15 protein-coding genes are annotated in these 16517 nt (G+C 39.7%); 6 read left to right on the top strand and 9 right to left on the bottom strand.

From position 1 onward, the window contains the following. Nucleotides 1-2130, bottom strand: coding sequence for a nitrite/sulfite reductase (locus tag AWW68_RS11375; RefSeq protein WP_068221079.1), 2130 nt, complete (start codon nt 2128-2130; stop codon nt 1-3). Between the two features lie 280 nt (nt 2131-2410). Here AWW68_RS11375 and dnaN point away from each other — a divergent pair, with 280 nt between their 5' ends. The 4 genes from dnaN (at nt 2411) to AWW68_RS11395 (ending at nt 5415) form a co-directional block, all read left to right on the top strand. Beyond that, nucleotides 2411-3532 carry a DNA polymerase III subunit beta gene (dnaN, locus tag AWW68_RS11380; protein WP_068221080.1) on the top strand — a complete coding sequence of 374 codons (1122 nt, stop codon included), beginning with the start codon at nt 2411-2413 and terminating at the stop codon, nt 3530-3532. Between the two features lie 75 nt (nt 3533-3607). Continuing rightward, nucleotides 3608-4027, top strand: a complete 420-nt coding sequence (locus tag AWW68_RS11385) for an RrF2 family transcriptional regulator (RefSeq protein ID WP_068221081.1) — start codon at nt 3608-3610, stop codon at nt 4025-4027. A 423-nt stretch (nt 4028-4450) separates the two neighbouring features. Further along, nucleotides 4451-4696: a DUF2061 domain-containing protein gene (locus AWW68_RS11390; RefSeq protein WP_068221082.1), complete on the top strand. Its 246-nt coding sequence runs from the start codon at nt 4451-4453 to the stop codon at nt 4694-4696. After that, a complete protein-coding gene (locus AWW68_RS11395) occupies nt 4693-5415 on the top strand; it encodes a phosphoadenylyl-sulfate reductase (RefSeq protein ID WP_068221083.1) in 723 nt (240 codons plus the stop codon). Before AWW68_RS11390 ends, AWW68_RS11395 begins: the two co-directional genes overlap by 4 nt. A gap of 10 nt (nt 5416-5425) precedes the next feature. Here AWW68_RS11395 and AWW68_RS20095 read toward each other — a convergent pair whose 3' ends face one another. The 8 genes from AWW68_RS20095 to AWW68_RS11430 all read right to left on the bottom strand — a co-directional run bounded on the left by AWW68_RS20095 (nt 5426) and on the right by AWW68_RS11430 (nt 14309). Beyond that, entirely contained in the window at nt 5426-5602 is a 177-nt protein-coding gene (locus AWW68_RS20095; RefSeq protein ID WP_157717623.1) for a hypothetical protein, read from the bottom strand. Then, on the bottom strand, nt 5602-6306 hold the full coding sequence (locus tag AWW68_RS11400; RefSeq protein ID WP_068221086.1) for a hypothetical protein: 705 nt from the start codon (nt 6304-6306) through the stop codon (nt 5602-5604). The genes AWW68_RS20095 and AWW68_RS11400 overlap by 1 nt, the downstream gene beginning before the upstream one ends. 43 nt (nt 6307-6349) lie before the next feature. Then, complete coding sequence (locus tag AWW68_RS11405) at nt 6350-7084, bottom strand: VIT1/CCC1 transporter family protein (RefSeq protein WP_068221087.1); 735 nt, start codon at nt 7082-7084, stop codon at nt 6350-6352. A 96-nt stretch (nt 7085-7180) separates the two neighbouring features. Continuing rightward, on the bottom strand, nt 7181-8488 hold the full coding sequence (gene murA, locus AWW68_RS11410; RefSeq protein ID WP_068221089.1) for a UDP-N-acetylglucosamine 1-carboxyvinyltransferase: 1308 nt from the start codon (nt 8486-8488) through the stop codon (nt 7181-7183). Then, nucleotides 8489-9130: a DUF4290 domain-containing protein gene (locus AWW68_RS11415; RefSeq protein WP_068221092.1), complete on the bottom strand. Its 642-nt coding sequence runs from the start codon at nt 9128-9130 to the stop codon at nt 8489-8491. It abuts the gene before it with no gap. 59 nt (nt 9131-9189) lie between these two features. Continuing rightward, nucleotides 9190-11454 carry an ATP-dependent helicase gene (locus AWW68_RS11420; RefSeq protein WP_068221094.1) on the bottom strand — a complete coding sequence of 755 codons (2265 nt, stop codon included), beginning with the start codon at nt 11452-11454 and terminating at the stop codon, nt 9190-9192. Between the two features lie 162 nt (nt 11455-11616). Then, a complete protein-coding gene (locus tag AWW68_RS11425; RefSeq protein ID WP_068221096.1) occupies nt 11617-12255 on the bottom strand; it encodes a response regulator in 639 nt (212 codons plus the stop codon). After that, nucleotides 12252-14309 (bottom strand): tetratricopeptide repeat-containing sensor histidine kinase, encoded by a 2058-nt coding sequence (locus AWW68_RS11430; RefSeq protein ID WP_068221099.1) that lies wholly within the window; start codon nt 14307-14309, stop codon nt 12252-12254. The genes AWW68_RS11425 and AWW68_RS11430 overlap by 4 nt, the downstream gene beginning before the upstream one ends. A 264-nt stretch (nt 14310-14573) precedes the next feature. Between AWW68_RS11430 and AWW68_RS11435 the strand changes: the two genes are divergently transcribed. Next, nucleotides 14574-15413 carry a hypothetical protein gene (locus AWW68_RS11435; RefSeq protein ID WP_068221102.1) on the top strand — a complete coding sequence of 280 codons (840 nt, stop codon included), beginning with the start codon at nt 14574-14576 and terminating at the stop codon, nt 15411-15413. A gap of 36 nt (nt 15414-15449) precedes the next feature. Further along, nucleotides 15450-16469 (top strand): hypothetical protein, encoded by a 1020-nt coding sequence (locus AWW68_RS11440; RefSeq protein WP_068221105.1) that lies wholly within the window; start codon nt 15450-15452, stop codon nt 16467-16469. Nucleotides 16470-16517: the final 48 nt, after the last annotated feature.

The following is a 16517-nucleotide window of genomic DNA, read 5'->3' on the forward strand; positions in this document are numbered from 1 at the left end:
TTAAGCTTTATAAAAATCGCTGATCACTACTTTATCTTCTCCTTGGGCTGCAAGCTGTTCGCCTCTATAATTTCTGACAGTCCTTAAAAATTCGGTCGATTGATTAAAATACTCTTGAGCAAATTCATTCGAAGGCTCATGTTGCTGTATTCTAAGCACATAAGCTTTGAATCCTTCTGCGAAGGTGAATCTGGCATTGGTGCCGAACACTTCTTCGAAGCTTTCAAGAATACCGATTTGCGTATTGCACTTTACGTCTTCGCTTAGCAGTAGAGCCTTTGCTCCGATTACAAAAGCTGAATAGGAATTGTAAATAGCATCGGCATGAGCTGCTTCTTTCAAACCTGCTTCAGCCCACTCTAACCTTTCCTGTGCTTCATCTATTATCGTTCCAATTACATCCAGCATTACACTGGCACATTCTCCCACTCCAATTTCCGGGATGAATTTTTCTTCTTTACCCCAGTCGATGTACTCAGCTTGATCTAGTGTTTCTAGTTCGGCCAAAGGCTTCAAGAGATGGTAGAAATGCCTTTTTCCTAATCGTTGATAGAAGTCGTTGAAGTATTCGCCCCAATCAGCATTCGTTTCAAAAGCGTTTAAGAGTAAAGAAAGGGCGGTAGGAATTCTTTTTGTTGGGAGCTTGATCACCTTTTCGGCCATAAACCCTTCCCCATTAGGTGAAACACCACCACCAATCACCACTTGCATTGCAGGAATTACCAATCCTTTATGCTTGATAGAACTACCGTGAAAGCCAATATTGGCCGCCATATGCTGCCCGCAGGCATTCATGCATCCACTGATCTTGATTTTGATATTAGATTCATCAATTAGGTGCTTGAAATCTGTAGCAAGCAAGTTTTCTAAAGCAGTGGCCAAGCCTGTGCTATTGGTCACCGCTAAGTTGCAGGTGTCGCTACCCGGGCACGAAGTAACATCATGAGTACTATTGAACCCTGGTTTGGCAAGATTAAGTTCGGTAAGTGACTGGTAGAAGAATGGCAGTAAATCGGGCCTTACGTACTTTATAAGAAGGCCTTGGTTGGCAGTAACACGAATGTCATCTCCCGCAAATTCCTGTACTAGAGCAGCCAGCTTTCTGGCTCTGCTAGAATCAATATCTCCTAATGGAACTCTAATCCAAATACCATAATACCCTTGTTGCTTTTGCTCGAAAGTATTGGTGCGTTTCCAGTTTTCAAATGCGTTCCAGTCTTCTATTTGAGTTTCTGGAATGGCCTTGATCTCAGGTATGTTGGCCTCTGTAAGGCTAAGATCGAAATTTGTAGCGGTAGCTTTTAAGGACTTCCTTTCTTCATTTATGAGCTCCATCAGTTTTTCCAAACCAATGTTCTTCAATAGAAACTTGAGCCGGGCTTTATTGCGATTTGCTCTTTCTCCATATCTATCGAAAACTCTAATTAGTGCTTCGGAGAAAGGAATGATTTCTTCGGCAGGTAGAAACTCATGCGCTGTTTGGGCTGTCATGGCTACCGCGCCCAAGCCACCGCCAACTACTATTTTGAAGCCTTTGGTTCCATTTTCGATTTTAGGAATGAAGCCAATGTCGTGGAAGTAAGTCATGGCTGTGTCGCTTTCATCTGCCGTGAAAGCGATTTTCATTTTCCTGCCCATATCCTGACAGATTGGGTTTCTCAGGAAGAAATGGGTCAATGCATGAGCGTAAGGCGTTACATCAAAGGGTTCGTTTGGGTTAACTCCCGCATCAGGAGAGGCAGTGACATTACGAACAGTATTTCCGCAGGCTTCTCTAAGAGTAACATCGCTTTCTTCCAATTCTGCCCAAAGCGCAGGCGAATCTGCCAGCTTAACAAAGTGCAATTGTATGTCTTGCCGAGTAGTTAGATGTAGGTTGCCTGTGGCATATTTGTCCGAAACATTGGCAATGGTAATGAGCTGTTGGGGTGTTACCTTTCCGTAGGGCAGCTTTATACGTATCATCTGAACACCTGTTTGCCGTTGTCCATAAACGCCTCGGGTAAGTCGGTAGAGCTTAAATTTATCTTCAGCAATTTCTCCCTGATTGAACTTTTCTATTCGTTTTTCAAGCTCTAGAATGTCTTTTTTGGCAGCTGCGCTGATGTTCTTTTTATATGTCAAGCTCATGGTTAGTTGTTCTTTTCTGGTAGTACAGATGGCTTTTGATATGCAAGTTTAAATAAAAGAATATAAAGTCTACCAAAAAAGTAGGGTAATAATTCAGAAATGCTTTCTTTTGCTTTTATCTAGTATTTCAATGATCAACTTTAGTCCTTGGGAAAATATTGAGGCCAAAATGAAGTTGAGGCTAAGTAGAATGCGCCAAAATCCTTACAATTGATGGGCGATATAGATTTTATTTTTAATTTTATCCGCTTATTAAAACCACTCAAAAATTCAATCTTCTATGAAGTTTATAGTTTCTTCAGCTGAACTTTTAAAGCGCCTATCAAATATCAATGGCGTTATCACAACCAATCCGGTTGTTCCTATTCTCGAGAATTTCCTTTTCGAGATAAATGATGGCCTTTTGACCGTTACTGCTTCCGATCTTCAGACCTCTATGATTACTGAGATTGATGTAGAGGCCAAGGAAGATGGTAGTATTGCTGTGCCAGCAAGAATTTTGATGGACACACTCAAGAACTTACCTGAGCAGCCTGTTACTTTCAGCATAGACAACGAAACTTATAGCGTAGAAATAAACTCTGATAATGGTAGATATAAGCTGGCAGGTGAGAATGCAACAGACTTCCCTAAGGTACCAGAAGTTACTGATGCATATTCTGTAGATATGTCTACAGATGTGTTGAGCAGTGCTATCAATAATACCATTTTCGCCACTTCTAATGACGAATTAAGACCAGCTATGACTGGGGTTTTCGTAAAGTTAGGAGATACAAATACAACATTTGTTGCAACGGATGGACACAGATTGGTACGTTACAGAAGAGTGGATGTAGCGACTGACTCAGGAATGTCTATCATTATTCCTCGTAAGGCCTTGAACTTGTTGAAGTCTACTTTGCCTTCGGAAAATGTGAACGTAGTAATGGAATACAATGCTTCTAATGCATACTTCCATTTCAATAATATTAAAATGATTTGTCGTTTGATCGATGAGCGTTTTCCAGATTATGAAAACGTAATCCCTGCGGAGAACCCAATCGAAATGACAATTGAGAGAAGTGAGTTGTTAGGTTCATTAAAGCGTATCTCTATTTACGCGAACAAAACAACCCACCAAATCAGGTTAAAAATTACTGGTAGTGAATTAACTATCTCTGCTGAAGATCTAGATTTCTCAAATGAGGCGAAGGAAACTTTGGCATGTGAGCATGAAGGGGAGGATATTGAAATTGGTTTCAATGCTAAGTTCTTAGTAGAGATGCTTGGTAATATTCACTCTAAATCAATTACACTTCAAATGTCTGCTCCTAATCGTGCTGGTTTGATTATTCCTGCAGAGAAGGACGAAAGCGAAGATATCTTGATGCTTGTAATGCCAGTTATGCTGAACAACTATTAATGTTTTATATAATTAAATGAAAGAGGAGCTCAGGCTCCTTTTTTTGTTTCACACTAAAATTACCGATTATTACAAATGCTCTCAAAGAAGACCCAGTACGCCTTTCACGCACTTACGTATTTAGCTGAAAATAAGGATAAGGGGCCTGTGCTGATCTCTGAGATTTCTCAAGAGAGACAAATATCATTGAAGTTTCTAGAGAATATCTTGCTCGAACTGAAGAAGGCCGGAGTGCTTGGAAGTAAAAAGGGTAAGGGTGGAGGCTATTACCTCATTAAGCCACCAGAAGAAGTTAAGCTGGCTAAGGTTATTCGTATGCTCGATGGTCCAATTGCGCTGCTGCCTTGTGTAAGCCTAAACTATTATGAGAAGTGTGAGAACTGCCAAGAAGAGATTTGCGGGCTTAATCACGTTATGGCAGAGGTTCGAGACAATACATTGAAGGTATTGGAAAATAAGACTTTGGCCGATGTGCTAAGAAGTTCTGCTTCTTAAATCTCAATAAACTAAGAATGGAATTCCACCTATTAGGTTGAGCAAGAGTGAAGCTTTGGCCGCAATATGTGTCTTTACTGGTTGACTCTCGAGTATTAGTTTAAGACTGTCAGAGTCACGGTGAGGACACAATGACTGGCAAGCAATCTCAAGTTTCTGATTAACCTTTTGCTACAATCTGTGTCTTCACCGATTGACATTTGAAGATTACTAACAGGGAAGCTCATAGTGAGGGAACCATGACCGGCCGCAGAGAAGCTCTTTTTCATAAGTTTCAAATATCACATAGTGACATTCTAATCGTTTTATTGAGCTAATCGTTGAGTTTTCTGAACCGCTCAGAAATTTTCTCGGCTAAAAGTCTACTAAAATGGTAGGGAATATATAGATTTGTCGAATCGAATCTATTTAAGACTAGAGAATATGTTGGTAGATACGCTTGTTAATGGAAAGATTGAGGAGAGCCGAAAGGCTGATAGTAACCTTAAAAGCTTACTGAAAACTGTAAGCTGGAGGGTTGTAGGTACCATAGACACCATGGTGATATCATATATTATTACGGGTGATTTTGCCACTGCTTTTTCAATCGGTTCGGTTGAAGTAGTCACTAAAATGATTCTCTATTACCTACATGAGCGAGTTTGGGCTACAATAAAAGTTAGAAAATGAGTGAAGCAATAATCAACCAGTTAATTGAGGAAATAGAAGGGAAGTCTTTGGCGGAGTCGTTGAGCATTGTTGCTAACGCTTTTCCTGGTAAGGTTAGGTTTTCTTCTGCTTTTGGTCAGGAAGACCAAGTAGTTGCCGATGCAATCTTTAGGAACGATGTCGATATAGAGGTGTTTACACTCGACACTGGCAGGTTGTTTAAAGAGGCTTATGAACTGATAGATCAGACTCGTTCCAGATATAAAAAGCCAATTAAGGTTTATTACCCTAAAGCGGAGCGAGTGGAGACTATGGTGAATAAAAAAGGTATGCACAGCTTTTACGAGTCTGTAGAGAACCGTAAGGAATGTTGCTTTATTCGTAAGGTTGAACCATTAAAACGAGCTTTGGTAGGCGCTAAAGTTTGGGTGACGGGCTTACGGTCAGATCAGTCTGAGAATAGGCAGGGCTTTGATCTTTTGGAGTGGGATGGAGCTAATCAGGTCATCAAATTCAATCCAATTCTTCGTTGGTCTTATGAAGAAATGATCGATTACCTCAAACAATACAAAGTGCCTTACAACAAGTTGCATGACAAAGGATATATCAGCATAGGTTGTGCACCATGTACTCGCGCCATTGAGCCAGGAGAACACCCAAGAGCCGGCAGATGGTATTGGGAGACCTCCCAAAAAGAGTGTGGGCTACATCAGGTAAATAAATCGACTGCTAGCATCTAAACTACATTTACTACCAGCCGAAAAGCATCAGTATTCCAGCTGCTGTTAAGAAAAGCCCTCCAGAAAATGTTTCTATACGGTGTGATGCTTCGTATTTGTCATTAGGGTTTTTCTCTTTCGGTAAAATTGCTCGGTATATAAATATAATGCCCAATGGGATAAGAAGAGCTCCTATTAGTTGTCTCATTAATGCAGCTTCTCTTCAATCATTTCATCCAAATCTAGGGCCAACTCAAAGGTGTCTTCAAACAATCGGTTAAGCTCTTGTTCATTGGCTAACAGATTAACTACTAAGTTTTTGAATTCTACACTTTTAATCTTCTCGTAAGAGATGATTTTTTCTTCTCCGAAGTCTACGTCCGACACCAAAAATTCTGAGTAGTACTTCTCCTTCATCCTTACATAGTAATCTACCACGTCTCTTAATTCCAAATACTTGCTCTTGAGCGTGATTAGTTCACTTTTTACGTCAGAATTTCTATTCGTGTAATTAGTGTTTAAGTAGAAGTTGATGGCTTCTAGCTGAATGATAGGTTTGTAAGTTCTGTTAATGTTAAAGAGATAAGTTCCAATGTTGTCGTCTTCTAGCAAGCCACCTGAAAATAGTATTCTGGCTAATTCTCGAGTATCTTCTTGCAGTTCATTCCGGCTTGGAACAATGCTGTAGAAGTTCTCCATATTGGTTTCGTTTTCGCGGTAAACCTTTCTTAAAGCAGCTTTTTCTAGTTGAAGATCTTTCTGACCCTCGTAATAAACATTGAGCTGATAGGCTACGCTGATACCAAAGATGATCAGCAAAACTTCCATAAAATATGTAAAGAAGTCTCTTCTCCTTAACTTTTTTGAAGCGGCTGATTTCTTAAGCCTCCTCGAAGTACCTATTTTGACCATTACTTGCTGTTCCTGAAATTGACCTTACCATTTTATTAGCTTCTCAAGCTATCATTTTTTCAAGAAAGTCGCCCACGAAATAAGCTAATACTGCTGCTGAACCTCCAAGAAAAAGTGTTTCCAAAGTGCTTCTGAGCTTGTTGGCCTGAGTTACATAGCTTTTGGCAAAGCCTATTCCTGCAAATGTTACAAAAGTAAGAACAGATGAATAAAGAAATAGGTCACCAGAAATGCTTGAACTTGTGTAGTCGATGACATATATGATCAGAGGTATAATGCCTAGACTAAGGAATGAAATGAAGGTAACAAAGCCCATTTGAAATGGAGATTTGGATTCTTCGGTCATGTTAAGTTCTTCCTTCATCATTACATCTACCCAGCGATCTTTATTCTCAGTGATTTTGTCTACTACTTGCTCTAGAAGCTTACCTTCAAAACCCTTAGCAGCATATATTTCCCTAATCTCTTCTCTTTCCTTTTCAGGCAGATTGTCTACTTCCCAATATTCAATGGCTTTATGTTTTCGGTAATTCTCTTGCTCTGACTTGGTAGAAAGGTAGCTGCCCACAGACATGGCAAAGCCATCGGCAAACAGGTTCGCGAAGCCAAGAATTAACACAACTGCACTATCTAGCTGTGCGCCAGCAGCTCCAGCTACTACGGCAAAGGTGGTAACGGAGCCATCAATGCCGCCATAAATGAACTCTCCAATGTAATCTTGGAAGCGAGAGAACCACTTATTCTCTCCATGTAGTCTGGGTTCTATATGCTTAGCCATAACCAATTTTGTAGTAAGACTTGTACTAATATAGTCTGAATGCTTGGCTAAGTAGAGTGAAAAATAAAAAAGCCTGACGGGTGTCAGGCTTATAAATTAATCCATTCTTTCAATTTTTGCCCCAAGGGCTTTTAATCGGGTGTCAATATGTTGGTAGCCTCTATCTATTTGTTCTACATTGTCAATAATAGATCGGCCTTCTGCAGAAAGTGCTGCAATCAACAGGGCTTGTCCGGCACGAATGTCTGGAGATGTCATTCTAATTCCCTTAAGTTTTTGCTGTCTATTCAAGCCAATAACTGTAGCTCTGTGCGGATCGCAAAGGATGATTTGAGCGCCCATGTCAATCAGTTTATCTACAAAGAACAGGCGGCTTTCAAACATTTTCTGGTGAACCAAAACCGTTCCTTTAGCCTGAGTGGCCACCACTAGCACAATACTAAGAAGGTCAGGGGTAAGGCCAGGCCAAATAGCATCAGCAATAGTCATAATTGAACCATCTATGAAGGTTTCAATTTCGTAACGATCTTGAGAAGGAATGAAGATGTCATCACCTCTGAACTCCATATCGATTCCTAGTCTTTTGAAGGTATCAGGAATTACACCAAGCTCAGGAATCTTACAATCTTTGATAGTAATTTCAGACTGAGTCATAGCTGCCATGCCTATGAAAGAACCAATTTCAATCATATCAGGCAGCATTGTATGCTCTGTACCACCTAGTGAGTCTACTCCCTCGATATGAAGTAAGTTAGAGCCAATTCCAGTGATTTTGGCTCCCATGCGGTTAAGCATTTTACTCAACTGTTGAAGATATGGCTCACAAGCAGCATTGTAAATGGTGGTTTTTCCTTTGGCCATGGCTGCTGCCATTAAGATGTTGGCAGTTCCGGTTACGGAAGCCTCGTCAAGCAGCATGTATGTTCCTTTCAGCTGACTAGCATCGATATGGTACATGCCTGTCTCTGCCTCATAAAGGAATCTGGCTCCAAGTTTTTGAAAGCCAATGAAGTGAGTGTCTAGCCTTCTTCTACCAATTTTGTCTCCTCCAGGTTTAGAAATCTTTCCTTTGCCAAAACGAGCCAAAAGCGGACCTAAAATCATTATTGAACCTCTGAGAGATGAAGCTTTCTTTCTGAAGTCCTCTGTTTCTAGGTAGTCGATGTCTACATTTTTAGCACAGAAGCGATAGCTCTCATTGCCAAGATATTTAACATCTACACCCATTTCTGCCAAAAGCTCAATCAGCTTGTTAACATCACGAATGTCTGGGACTTTGTTAATTGTAACAGGTTCTGCGGTAAGCAAAACTGCACATAGAATTTGTAAAGCTTCGTTTTTGGCACCTTGTGGAATAATATCTCCTGAAAGGCGGGTGCCACCTTCAATAATGAAAGAGGACATTTAGTTTCTGCGTCTTTTGTTGTTGTTTCTTCTTCGGTTATTGTCGCGGTTATTGTTCCTGTTAGAACGATGCGATTCCTTAACATTATTATTAAAGAGACCGAATTCTTTCACTTTCTCAATGTCAATATCTAGCTGCCCCTTAGATAGCTCCTTAATGTGCTTTAAGATGATTTCATCATCGATATTGTCTTTGTTCCAAGTATTGTAGAAAGACTTCATCAGTCTGCCAATGTGAATAATGGCAGACTCTCTAGTTTCTGCGTCTTCCATGGCAATGGCTTGCTCAATCATTATTTCTACGCTACGGCCGTAGTGCATGTACTTAATGTTTGAGCTTTTGTAATTAACCCTTTGTGGTTTTTTGCCAATAGCTTCTTTGTCAGGCATTGGAAAAGGCGCTTCAACTTCTAGTTCAAAGTTGGAGATCAAATACAAGTCGTCCCATACTTTCTGATCGTAATCCTGATTGCCTTTGATGTTGGTGTTGATCTGCTTCATCAGATCTGTCAAGGTTTCTGCGTAAGCGCTTCTTTTTTCCTTGTCTTCTATCGTTTTTATATGATTAACCAACTTTTGGATGTTGCGACCATACTCTAACAATTTCACTTCAGATCGCTCCGTATTATATTCTAATCCCATTGATTTTTAGTCTTGGTTCAAATTACTAATTATTATTGAAAAGCTAGTTTTAAGCTTATCTATTCTACTATTCTAAGCTTTGCAAAGGCCAGCAAGAGCGTTTTTTCGCCAAAGTCTTCAAATATGACTATTGCCTTTTTGTTGGCGCCTTCGGTGTCTAGTTTTCGTACTTTTCCGAAGCCGAATTTCGGATGTTCTACCTTCATGCCTTCTCCAAGCTTCGATGTGTCGCTAGGCTTAAAATCTACCGAAGGTTTATGGTATTGAAGCGGCTTTTTGGCTACTGGTTTTTTATTGCTCATCAAGTTTCTTGCAAAGCTTGAAGAAAAACCCGGTGGCTGTTCGCTCTTACCCAACTTAGGTTCTCTGCTTCCAAAGCGTGTGTTCACAAAGATATAATTGGGGTCTACTTCTTCAATAAAACGGCTTGGTTCACAATTAATGAGCCTACCAAACCTGTAACGCGAAAGGGCATAAGAAAAGTACAGGTTGTCTTGAGCCCGCGTAATGGCCACATAAAAAAGCCTGCGTTCTTCTTCTAAGTCGGCTCTACTGCTCAACATCATTTGAGAAGGGAAGAGGTCTTCTTCCAAACCAACGATGAATACGTTTTTAAACTCTAGTCCCTTCGATGCATGAATTGTCATTAAAGAAACGAAGTCATTGTCTGTAGGGTCTTCATTGTCTGCATCCGTCAATAGAGCAATGTCTTGAAGAAATGCGCCCAAGGTTTTGTCTTCTACTTCAGGCGTTTCTACGAACTCCTTCATGGCATTCAGGAGTTCCTGAACGTTTTCGTAGCGGTTAAGTCCTTCAACCGTTTTGTCATCGTAAAGCTCTTTAAGCAAGCCCGAAGCTTTGGCTATATGACTTGCCGCTTCAAAAGCATCTTTAGAGTCTACATAGATTTTGAAACTTTTAACCAAGGTAACAAAGTCTCTAACGGCATTGGCGGCTCTTCCCGGAAGGAACATGTCTATGTTGGTCAGCACTTCCCAGAGCGGAATGTCATGCTCAAAAGCCGCAACCACCATTTTTTCAACCGAGGTAGGTCCAATGCCTCGTTTCGGTAGGTTGATGATTCTTCTGAAAGATTGCTCATCGTTGGTATTGATGGCGAACCTCAAATAGCCCATCAGGTCTTTGATTTCCTTTCTTTGATAGAAGGAAAGACCACCATAGATTTTGTAAGGAATACCGCTTTTTCTAAGCGCTTCTTCTATAGCCCTCGACTGGCTGTTCGTTCTATAGAGAATAGCGAAGTCCTTATTTTCGTAATTGTTTTGTGCTTTTTGTTCGAAAATGGTTGAAGAAACAAATCGCCCTTCTTCATTGTCTGAGATAGACTTGATGAGTTCTATTCGGTTGCCATCATTATTGGCTGTCCAAACAGACTTTTTAAGCTGCCCTTTGTTTTGAGCGATCAGTGAGTTGGCCGCTTCAACAATGTTTTTAGTAGAGCGATAATTCTGCTCTAGCTTAATGACCTTAAGGTCTGGAAAGTCTTTCTCAAAGTTGAGGATGTTCTCAATATTAGCACCACGGAAGGCATAAATAGACTGGGCATCGTCACCTACTACCGCAATATTCTGACTTACGGCAGAGAGTTTCTTGGTAATGAGGTACTGCGAAACATTGGTGTCCTGAAACTCATCGACCAATACATATTTAAATCTGTGTTGATACTTGTGCAGCACATCTAAATGATCTCTAAAAAGTATGTTGGTGTTCAGCAGAAGGTCATCAAAATCCATAGCGTCTGCTTTGAAGCAGCGTTGGCAATAGGTTTTGTAGATTCTACCCATTTCTGGCTTTTGAGCTGCAGCATCATCTGCCGCGTAAAGCGGATTGTTGATGTACTCAGACCATTCTACCAGTCGGTTTTTAGCTCCCGAAATACGGTTGAGCACTACGTTTGGTTTGTAAACCTTATCATCTAGCCCAAACTCCTTAACGATAGTTTTAATGAGCGATTTAGAATCGTCACTATCATAAATGGTGAAGTTGCTCGGGTAACCCAATCGATCTGCTTCGGCTCTCAGAATTCTGGCGAATACGGAGTGGAAGGTGCCCATCCAAAGATTGCGGGCATTCAGGCCTGCCACTTTTTCAATACGCTCGCGCATTTCTCTTGCAGCCTTATTGGTAAAGGTCAGTGATAGTATGTTGAAAGGATCAACACCTTTTTCCTTTATCAAGTAAGCGATGCGGTAGGTGAGTACCCGAGTTTTACCAGATCCTGCTCCAGCAATAATCATGGCTGGGCCTTCGGTGTTTACTACACCTTCGTATTGTGGTTCATTAAGGGTTGAGAGAAAATCCATTCAGCACAAGAAGCTTCTATCGAGAAATAAATCAGCTTTATCATTATTGTGAATCGCTGATTTCTAAGACCCTGCAAGTTAAGACTTGAATCTAATTTTTGGTAATCAAAGTTTGGAAGTATTGTCAATAACCATCAATACAAGTGAGACTGCTTTTGCTAATTAATCGATTAGACCTTCTTGCATGGCAATTCTAACCATTCCAGCAACATTGTTAACGCCTAGTTTTGACATGATTGATTTTCTGTGAGTTTCTGTTGTTCTCCGTGCTATAAAGAGTTTTTCGGAGATTTCGTTGGTTGAAAGGCCTTGAACCACAAGGTTTAAAATTTCCAATTCGCGTTCTGTTAAGAGCTGGATTTTCTTCAGACTGCTTGATTTCACCTCTTTTCCATTTTCAATAAGAGCTTCCATTGCTTTTGGAGTATAATAGGTGTGCGATTTACTGACAGTTTTTATGCTGTGTAGGAATTCTTCAGAATCTGCATTTTTAAGTATGTAGCCCTCAACTCCAAGTTTTAAGGCCTTTTTTACTGTATTTCTATCCAAGTGCATGGTGAGTAATATGCAATTGGGTTTAGCATTAGCAGTTATAAGTTTTTCTACAAGCTCGAGTCCGTTTATTCCAGGCATATCAAGGTCGGTTATAAGCAGATCTGGTTTTAGAACTTTTGTTTTGGTAAGACCTTCATTCGAATTGCTATATATGCCTATCAGTTCAAAACCCTCAAGTTGATTTATTAGTCTGCTAATGCCTTCGGCAACTAATTCGTGATCATCAATTATTATTACTTTGGTCATTTATCTACAGGTATACTAACAAAAACGGTGGTACCTTGGCTTGTTTCAAAATTTACTTTGCCATTTACAATTGTGAGTCGGCTCTTTATGTTTTGCAGGCCATGTCCTTTTGGTTTGTCATGTTTTAATCCATCACCATTATCTTCTACCAAAAGAGTAAGCTGATTGCCTGTTTTATAAAGCTGAACATTTACTAATGTAGCATTTGAGTGTTTTAGAACATTGTTTATAAGCTCTTGTAAAATACGATAGATAGTGATTTCGATACGTTCTCCGAATCTGCTGTAGATATTTTTGTATTCAAATTCATATTCGATTTCAGAATACGTAAAAGAGTTTTTGAGTAGGTCATCTATCGCTTCAATCAAACCATGATCCACAAGAGCTCTTGGCATCATTTGGTGTGAAATAGTGCGTACCTCTTCAGCAGACCTGGTAAGCAGATCGTTGAGTTGCGCTATTTGGGGTTTTGCTGAGTCCTCTACTTTGCCCATGATATCGGACATCGCCAATTTAATGGCGGAGAGCTGCTGTCCGACTCCATCATGTAAATCTTTGCTAATGCGACTGCGTTCTGTTTCTGTAGCCACCAAGACATTTTGAAGGCCTTCTTCTCGTTCTTTAGCAAGTTGCTCATTATGCCTAATCTGTTTTCTTTTTTGTAGAAAATAGAACCAAACCCCTGCAATTATTAATGTCGTGGTTGCTATAAAGACTATTGTTCGTCTTTTTACTTTTTGGGAATTGATTTCTGCGTTAAGTTTAGTTTCACTCAGTTGGCGCTCAAATTCGAGGCTATCTGCCAGGTAATTCATTCTTTGATTAGCTTCTAGCCAAGCTATTTTTCTAGTATTATCTAAGTTAAGTAGGGAGTCTTCCGCATTTTTGAATTTTCTATGATAGGTCAGAGCTTTTTTATAGTCATTTTGGGCAAGGTACACTTGAAATAAACCTTTTGAGCTTTCAATTATGTCTTCTTGGTAATTGTTTGCAATGGCGTAATTGTAGCTTTCTTTAAAGTATGCTTCGGACTGTTCTAAACGACCTTTCCTTAGGTAGATTTCTCCGAGTGCTGATTTGGCTGGCGAATAGTAGAACTTTGAATTACAGTTCTCCATAGTCGAAAGTTCTTTATTTAAGTAGTACTCTGCTGAGTCTAATTGTTCCAAGCCAAGATGTATTCTCCCAAGCAAGGCAGAGTTTCCGGAATTACACAGGTCATCCATATTAAACTCTAACTTGGCACTCTTTGTGGCATAAATTAGAGCCGAGTCTAGCCTATTCTGAATTTGATAAAGAGAAGCAATATTATGGAGTGTGCCTCTTATGTAAGTTGTGTCATTCTGCAGAATGAAATACTGAAGTACCTCTTTGTAACTATCCATTGACTTCCCATATTCTCCAATTTTTTTATAAAGAACTCCAAGGTTGTACTCTAACTCTTGTAGACTTTTATGGTCATTAGATTCTCGATAAATCTTTTGAGCGGCTAAATAGGATTGAATTGACTCTATAAAATCACCTTGATTACTGTAGGTGTTTCCTAGATTTTCTAGAATGAAAGATTCATAACCTTTATTCTTAAGTACAATGCTAGCTTCAAGCGCAGAGTTTAGATATACTATGGAACTATCGCCCAAACCCATTTTACGGTATAGCACTCCAATCTCATTACCAAAAATCACTTGGTATTTTAAGTTGCTAAACTTCAAGGCGTAGTCAAAACCTTCACGAGCTATTTCAAGGTGGCGAGGTAGTTTCTCCAAATAGATTAAGGGTTGAATAACATTGAAGTAGCCTGAAAGGATATTGAAAGAGTCTTCTCTAGCAAGACTAATTTGAAGGTGCTTTTCATAAGTTTCTAATGCCTTTAGATCATTTTCCTGATTAAAGTACTCATCTCCAAGAGCCTTGTAAATCATCATTAATTCAGAAGAGTCTGAAGCGGTTTCTAGTTTGGTAGTCAGGCTGTCTATAGCCCCTTGGCCAAAAGCTGAAAAGCTGAAAATGCTTAAACATAAAGTCAGACACGACCATCTACGTATTTTCCACATACAAATACCAAATTACCACGAGAGGGAGTCAGGAGTGTAAGCGTGAACTTTGGGATATCAATAATTCTCAAAGTCATGCATCTATTTATAATGCCTATTTTTTATCAAGAAACTCTAGTACAGTTTCTGACCCGTCATCTCAGATTAATAAAACTTTATATACAAACTCATTTGCTCTCTGATGGCTTTGAGAATCTATGAAAGAGAGCAGCCCTTCGCCTTTGCGCGAAGGGCATTAAATTTTAAAATCCAACCATTAAAGAAATGAAAAAACTCACCCTTCTCATAGTAATATTTGCCCTAATTGGAGTCGACCTAGCTGAGGCTCAGAGTGTAACAAGTCAAAAGCTTAGCTATAAGCTTTTGGAGTCTGATGTAGATAAATATGTAGGTTTTATTGGTGGTGGAGGAGGTATGTTCCTCGGTGGAGCCACTATTCTTGGTATTTCATTAGAAGTAAGGGGGCAGTACGATATACCTGGCCTGCCGCTTACTGCTTGGTTTCAGGGTCACAGAGAATTAGTGGGGGTAGGTCATATAGATCGAGGGCCTTTAGAATATAAAGCCAAACCCATGGAACTGAATGGCGGAGTGATGCTTCCTATTATTCCGGGTAAGAAAAAGAAAGACGATGTAAAAATAATTCTTGAAAGTGCGGGAAGCTACAGTAGTAGTTATATAAGCTCTTATGAAAAGTCTTTCAGGCCTCGTGGTGAGGTGAAAACCGATTTATTAGCAAAAGTAGGTCTATACAGTTTTAGTAGTTCAGATGCTTCTAATGCCGGACTGACACTCGGGATTACTCGTAGAAAACGAGAGCATGCCAAAGTGGAAGTGGGTGATTATATCTATGACACACATTACGACAAACAGTTTTACTTAGACCTTATCTATACCCCAATTACAAATTTACCAGAGCCTGGGACGGATGCTAATGGGCAGGTAGTGCCGTTAGATCCTGCTACCTCTTTTGGTGCCAGAATAGGCTTTCAGAAGCTATTCTACGGTACTCGCTCTATCAATTATGAACTAAGTCTAAGGCCTTACAGTGACGCTTATCTATTTACGCTAGCAGTAAGGTACACCTTTGGTATAGGGCTATAATTTTTAAAAGAAAATTATCACCAAAAATTTATTCAAATGAATCAGATTAGAAAAAATAATTCAGTGGCTAGGGTGCTTATAATTGGCTTACTACTAGTGCTTAACGGATCTCTCATAGCTCAAAAGAATTTCATGGAGATTGCTCAAATGAAAGACAAGAAGTGGGATAATTTTAGAAAAGGAAGCGACTACTATATAAGTCAACTAATGCTCATTGACGGCTTAATAGATGTAGGATTATTAAAAGAAGAAAATACGCCAAACCCAAAGGATATTGGGGTGCTAACCTTTCAGCTTTGGGATGAGAGTACATGGAAGTCTAGTAAAGCAGGTGGTTGGGTGTATTATGAGAAAAACTTTATCTCAGAAGATGGAAGTAACATGATCTCCAATAGGATAATGGAGGAGATACTTCCTAAGATTAGAGCAAAATACACCTCGGCCGGTTTTAATCTAATGGAGCCTGATGAGTTTATTACCAACGAAGAGCAAAAGAAAATTTACTTTAATGGCCCTTCTAGGGTAGAATTGAGTGGAATTTTAAAGTTTTTCAGCAATGGCCTATTAAATAGGTTACAAGGTAATAGTAATGGAGGAACTGGATCGGTGTCTGCCGATGGTTATGCTTTTTACCCTGTTACTGCTAAGACTGTTTCTATGGACTTTAAGTCACCTTCTAATATTGGCTTGATTACAGAGGAACTCGGTTTAGATGCTTCTTTGCTCATTGCGGTACGAGTTAGTATAGAAAAGGGAGGTAGGTCTCTGGTGTTCAGGGGTTTTGAAATGGCTGTGGTAACTACTATCGATGATGAAAAGGATAAGGAATATAGCGGAAGAATTGGCGCTAAACTAATGAATATGTATAGAGATGGTCTAACGATGAGTGCATCGTACTTTCAGATGGACCCCATAATGCTCGCAGATTTAGAAAGGAAAACGGGCAATGTAGAGAAATGGTATTTAGATGGAGTTGACCTAGTAGCTGAAAGGATGACAGATGATGTGATTTTCGGTATGAAGAAATTTATTAATCGAGATAAGTCGAGAAAATAGGAGATTAAGGTTTTTATGCGTGAAAAGCACTCTCAATGGAGTGCTTTT

It is taken from the genome of Roseivirga spongicola, assembly GCF_001592965.1.
GTDB classification, from domain to species: domain Bacteria; phylum Bacteroidota; class Bacteroidia; order Cytophagales; family Cyclobacteriaceae; genus Roseivirga; species Roseivirga spongicola.

Coding starts and splice junctions, on each gene's coding strand:
- AWW68_RS11375 (WP_068221079.1), bottom strand. CDS start 2,130: ATGAGCTTGACATATAAAAAGAACATCAGCGCAGCTGCCAAAAAAGAC.
- AWW68_RS11425 (WP_068221096.1), bottom strand. CDS start 12,255: ATGACCAAAGTAATAATAATTGATGATCACGAATTAGTTGCCGAAGGC.
- AWW68_RS11390 (WP_068221082.1), top strand. CDS start 4,451: ATGTTGGTAGATACGCTTGTTAATGGAAAGATTGAGGAGAGCCGAAAG.
- AWW68_RS11415 (WP_068221092.1), bottom strand. CDS start 9,130: ATGGGATTAGAATATAATACGGAGCGATCTGAAGTGAAATTGTTAGAG.
- AWW68_RS11440 (WP_068221105.1), top strand. CDS start 15,450: ATGAATCAGATTAGAAAAAATAATTCAGTGGCTAGGGTGCTTATAATT.
- AWW68_RS11430 (WP_068221099.1), bottom strand. CDS start 14,309: ATGTGGAAAATACGTAGATGGTCGTGTCTGACTTTATGTTTAAGCATT.
- AWW68_RS11420 (WP_068221094.1), bottom strand. CDS start 11,454: ATGGATTTTCTCTCAACCCTTAATGAACCACAATACGAAGGTGTAGTA.
- AWW68_RS20095 (WP_157717623.1), bottom strand. CDS start 5,602: ATGAGACAACTAATAGGAGCTCTTCTTATCCCATTGGGCATTATATTT.
- AWW68_RS11405 (WP_068221087.1), bottom strand. CDS start 7,084: ATGGCTAAGCATATAGAACCCAGACTACATGGAGAGAATAAGTGGTTC.
- AWW68_RS11435 (WP_068221102.1), top strand. CDS start 14,574: ATGAAAAAACTCACCCTTCTCATAGTAATATTTGCCCTAATTGGAGTC.
- AWW68_RS11385 (WP_068221081.1), top strand. CDS start 3,608: ATGCTCTCAAAGAAGACCCAGTACGCCTTTCACGCACTTACGTATTTA.
- AWW68_RS11400 (WP_068221086.1), bottom strand. CDS start 6,306: ATGGTCAAAATAGGTACTTCGAGGAGGCTTAAGAAATCAGCCGCTTCA.
- dnaN (WP_068221080.1), top strand. CDS start 2,411: ATGAAGTTTATAGTTTCTTCAGCTGAACTTTTAAAGCGCCTATCAAAT.
- murA (WP_068221089.1), bottom strand. CDS start 8,488: ATGTCCTCTTTCATTATTGAAGGTGGCACCCGCCTTTCAGGAGATATT.
- AWW68_RS11395 (WP_068221083.1), top strand. CDS start 4,693: ATGAGTGAAGCAATAATCAACCAGTTAATTGAGGAAATAGAAGGGAAG.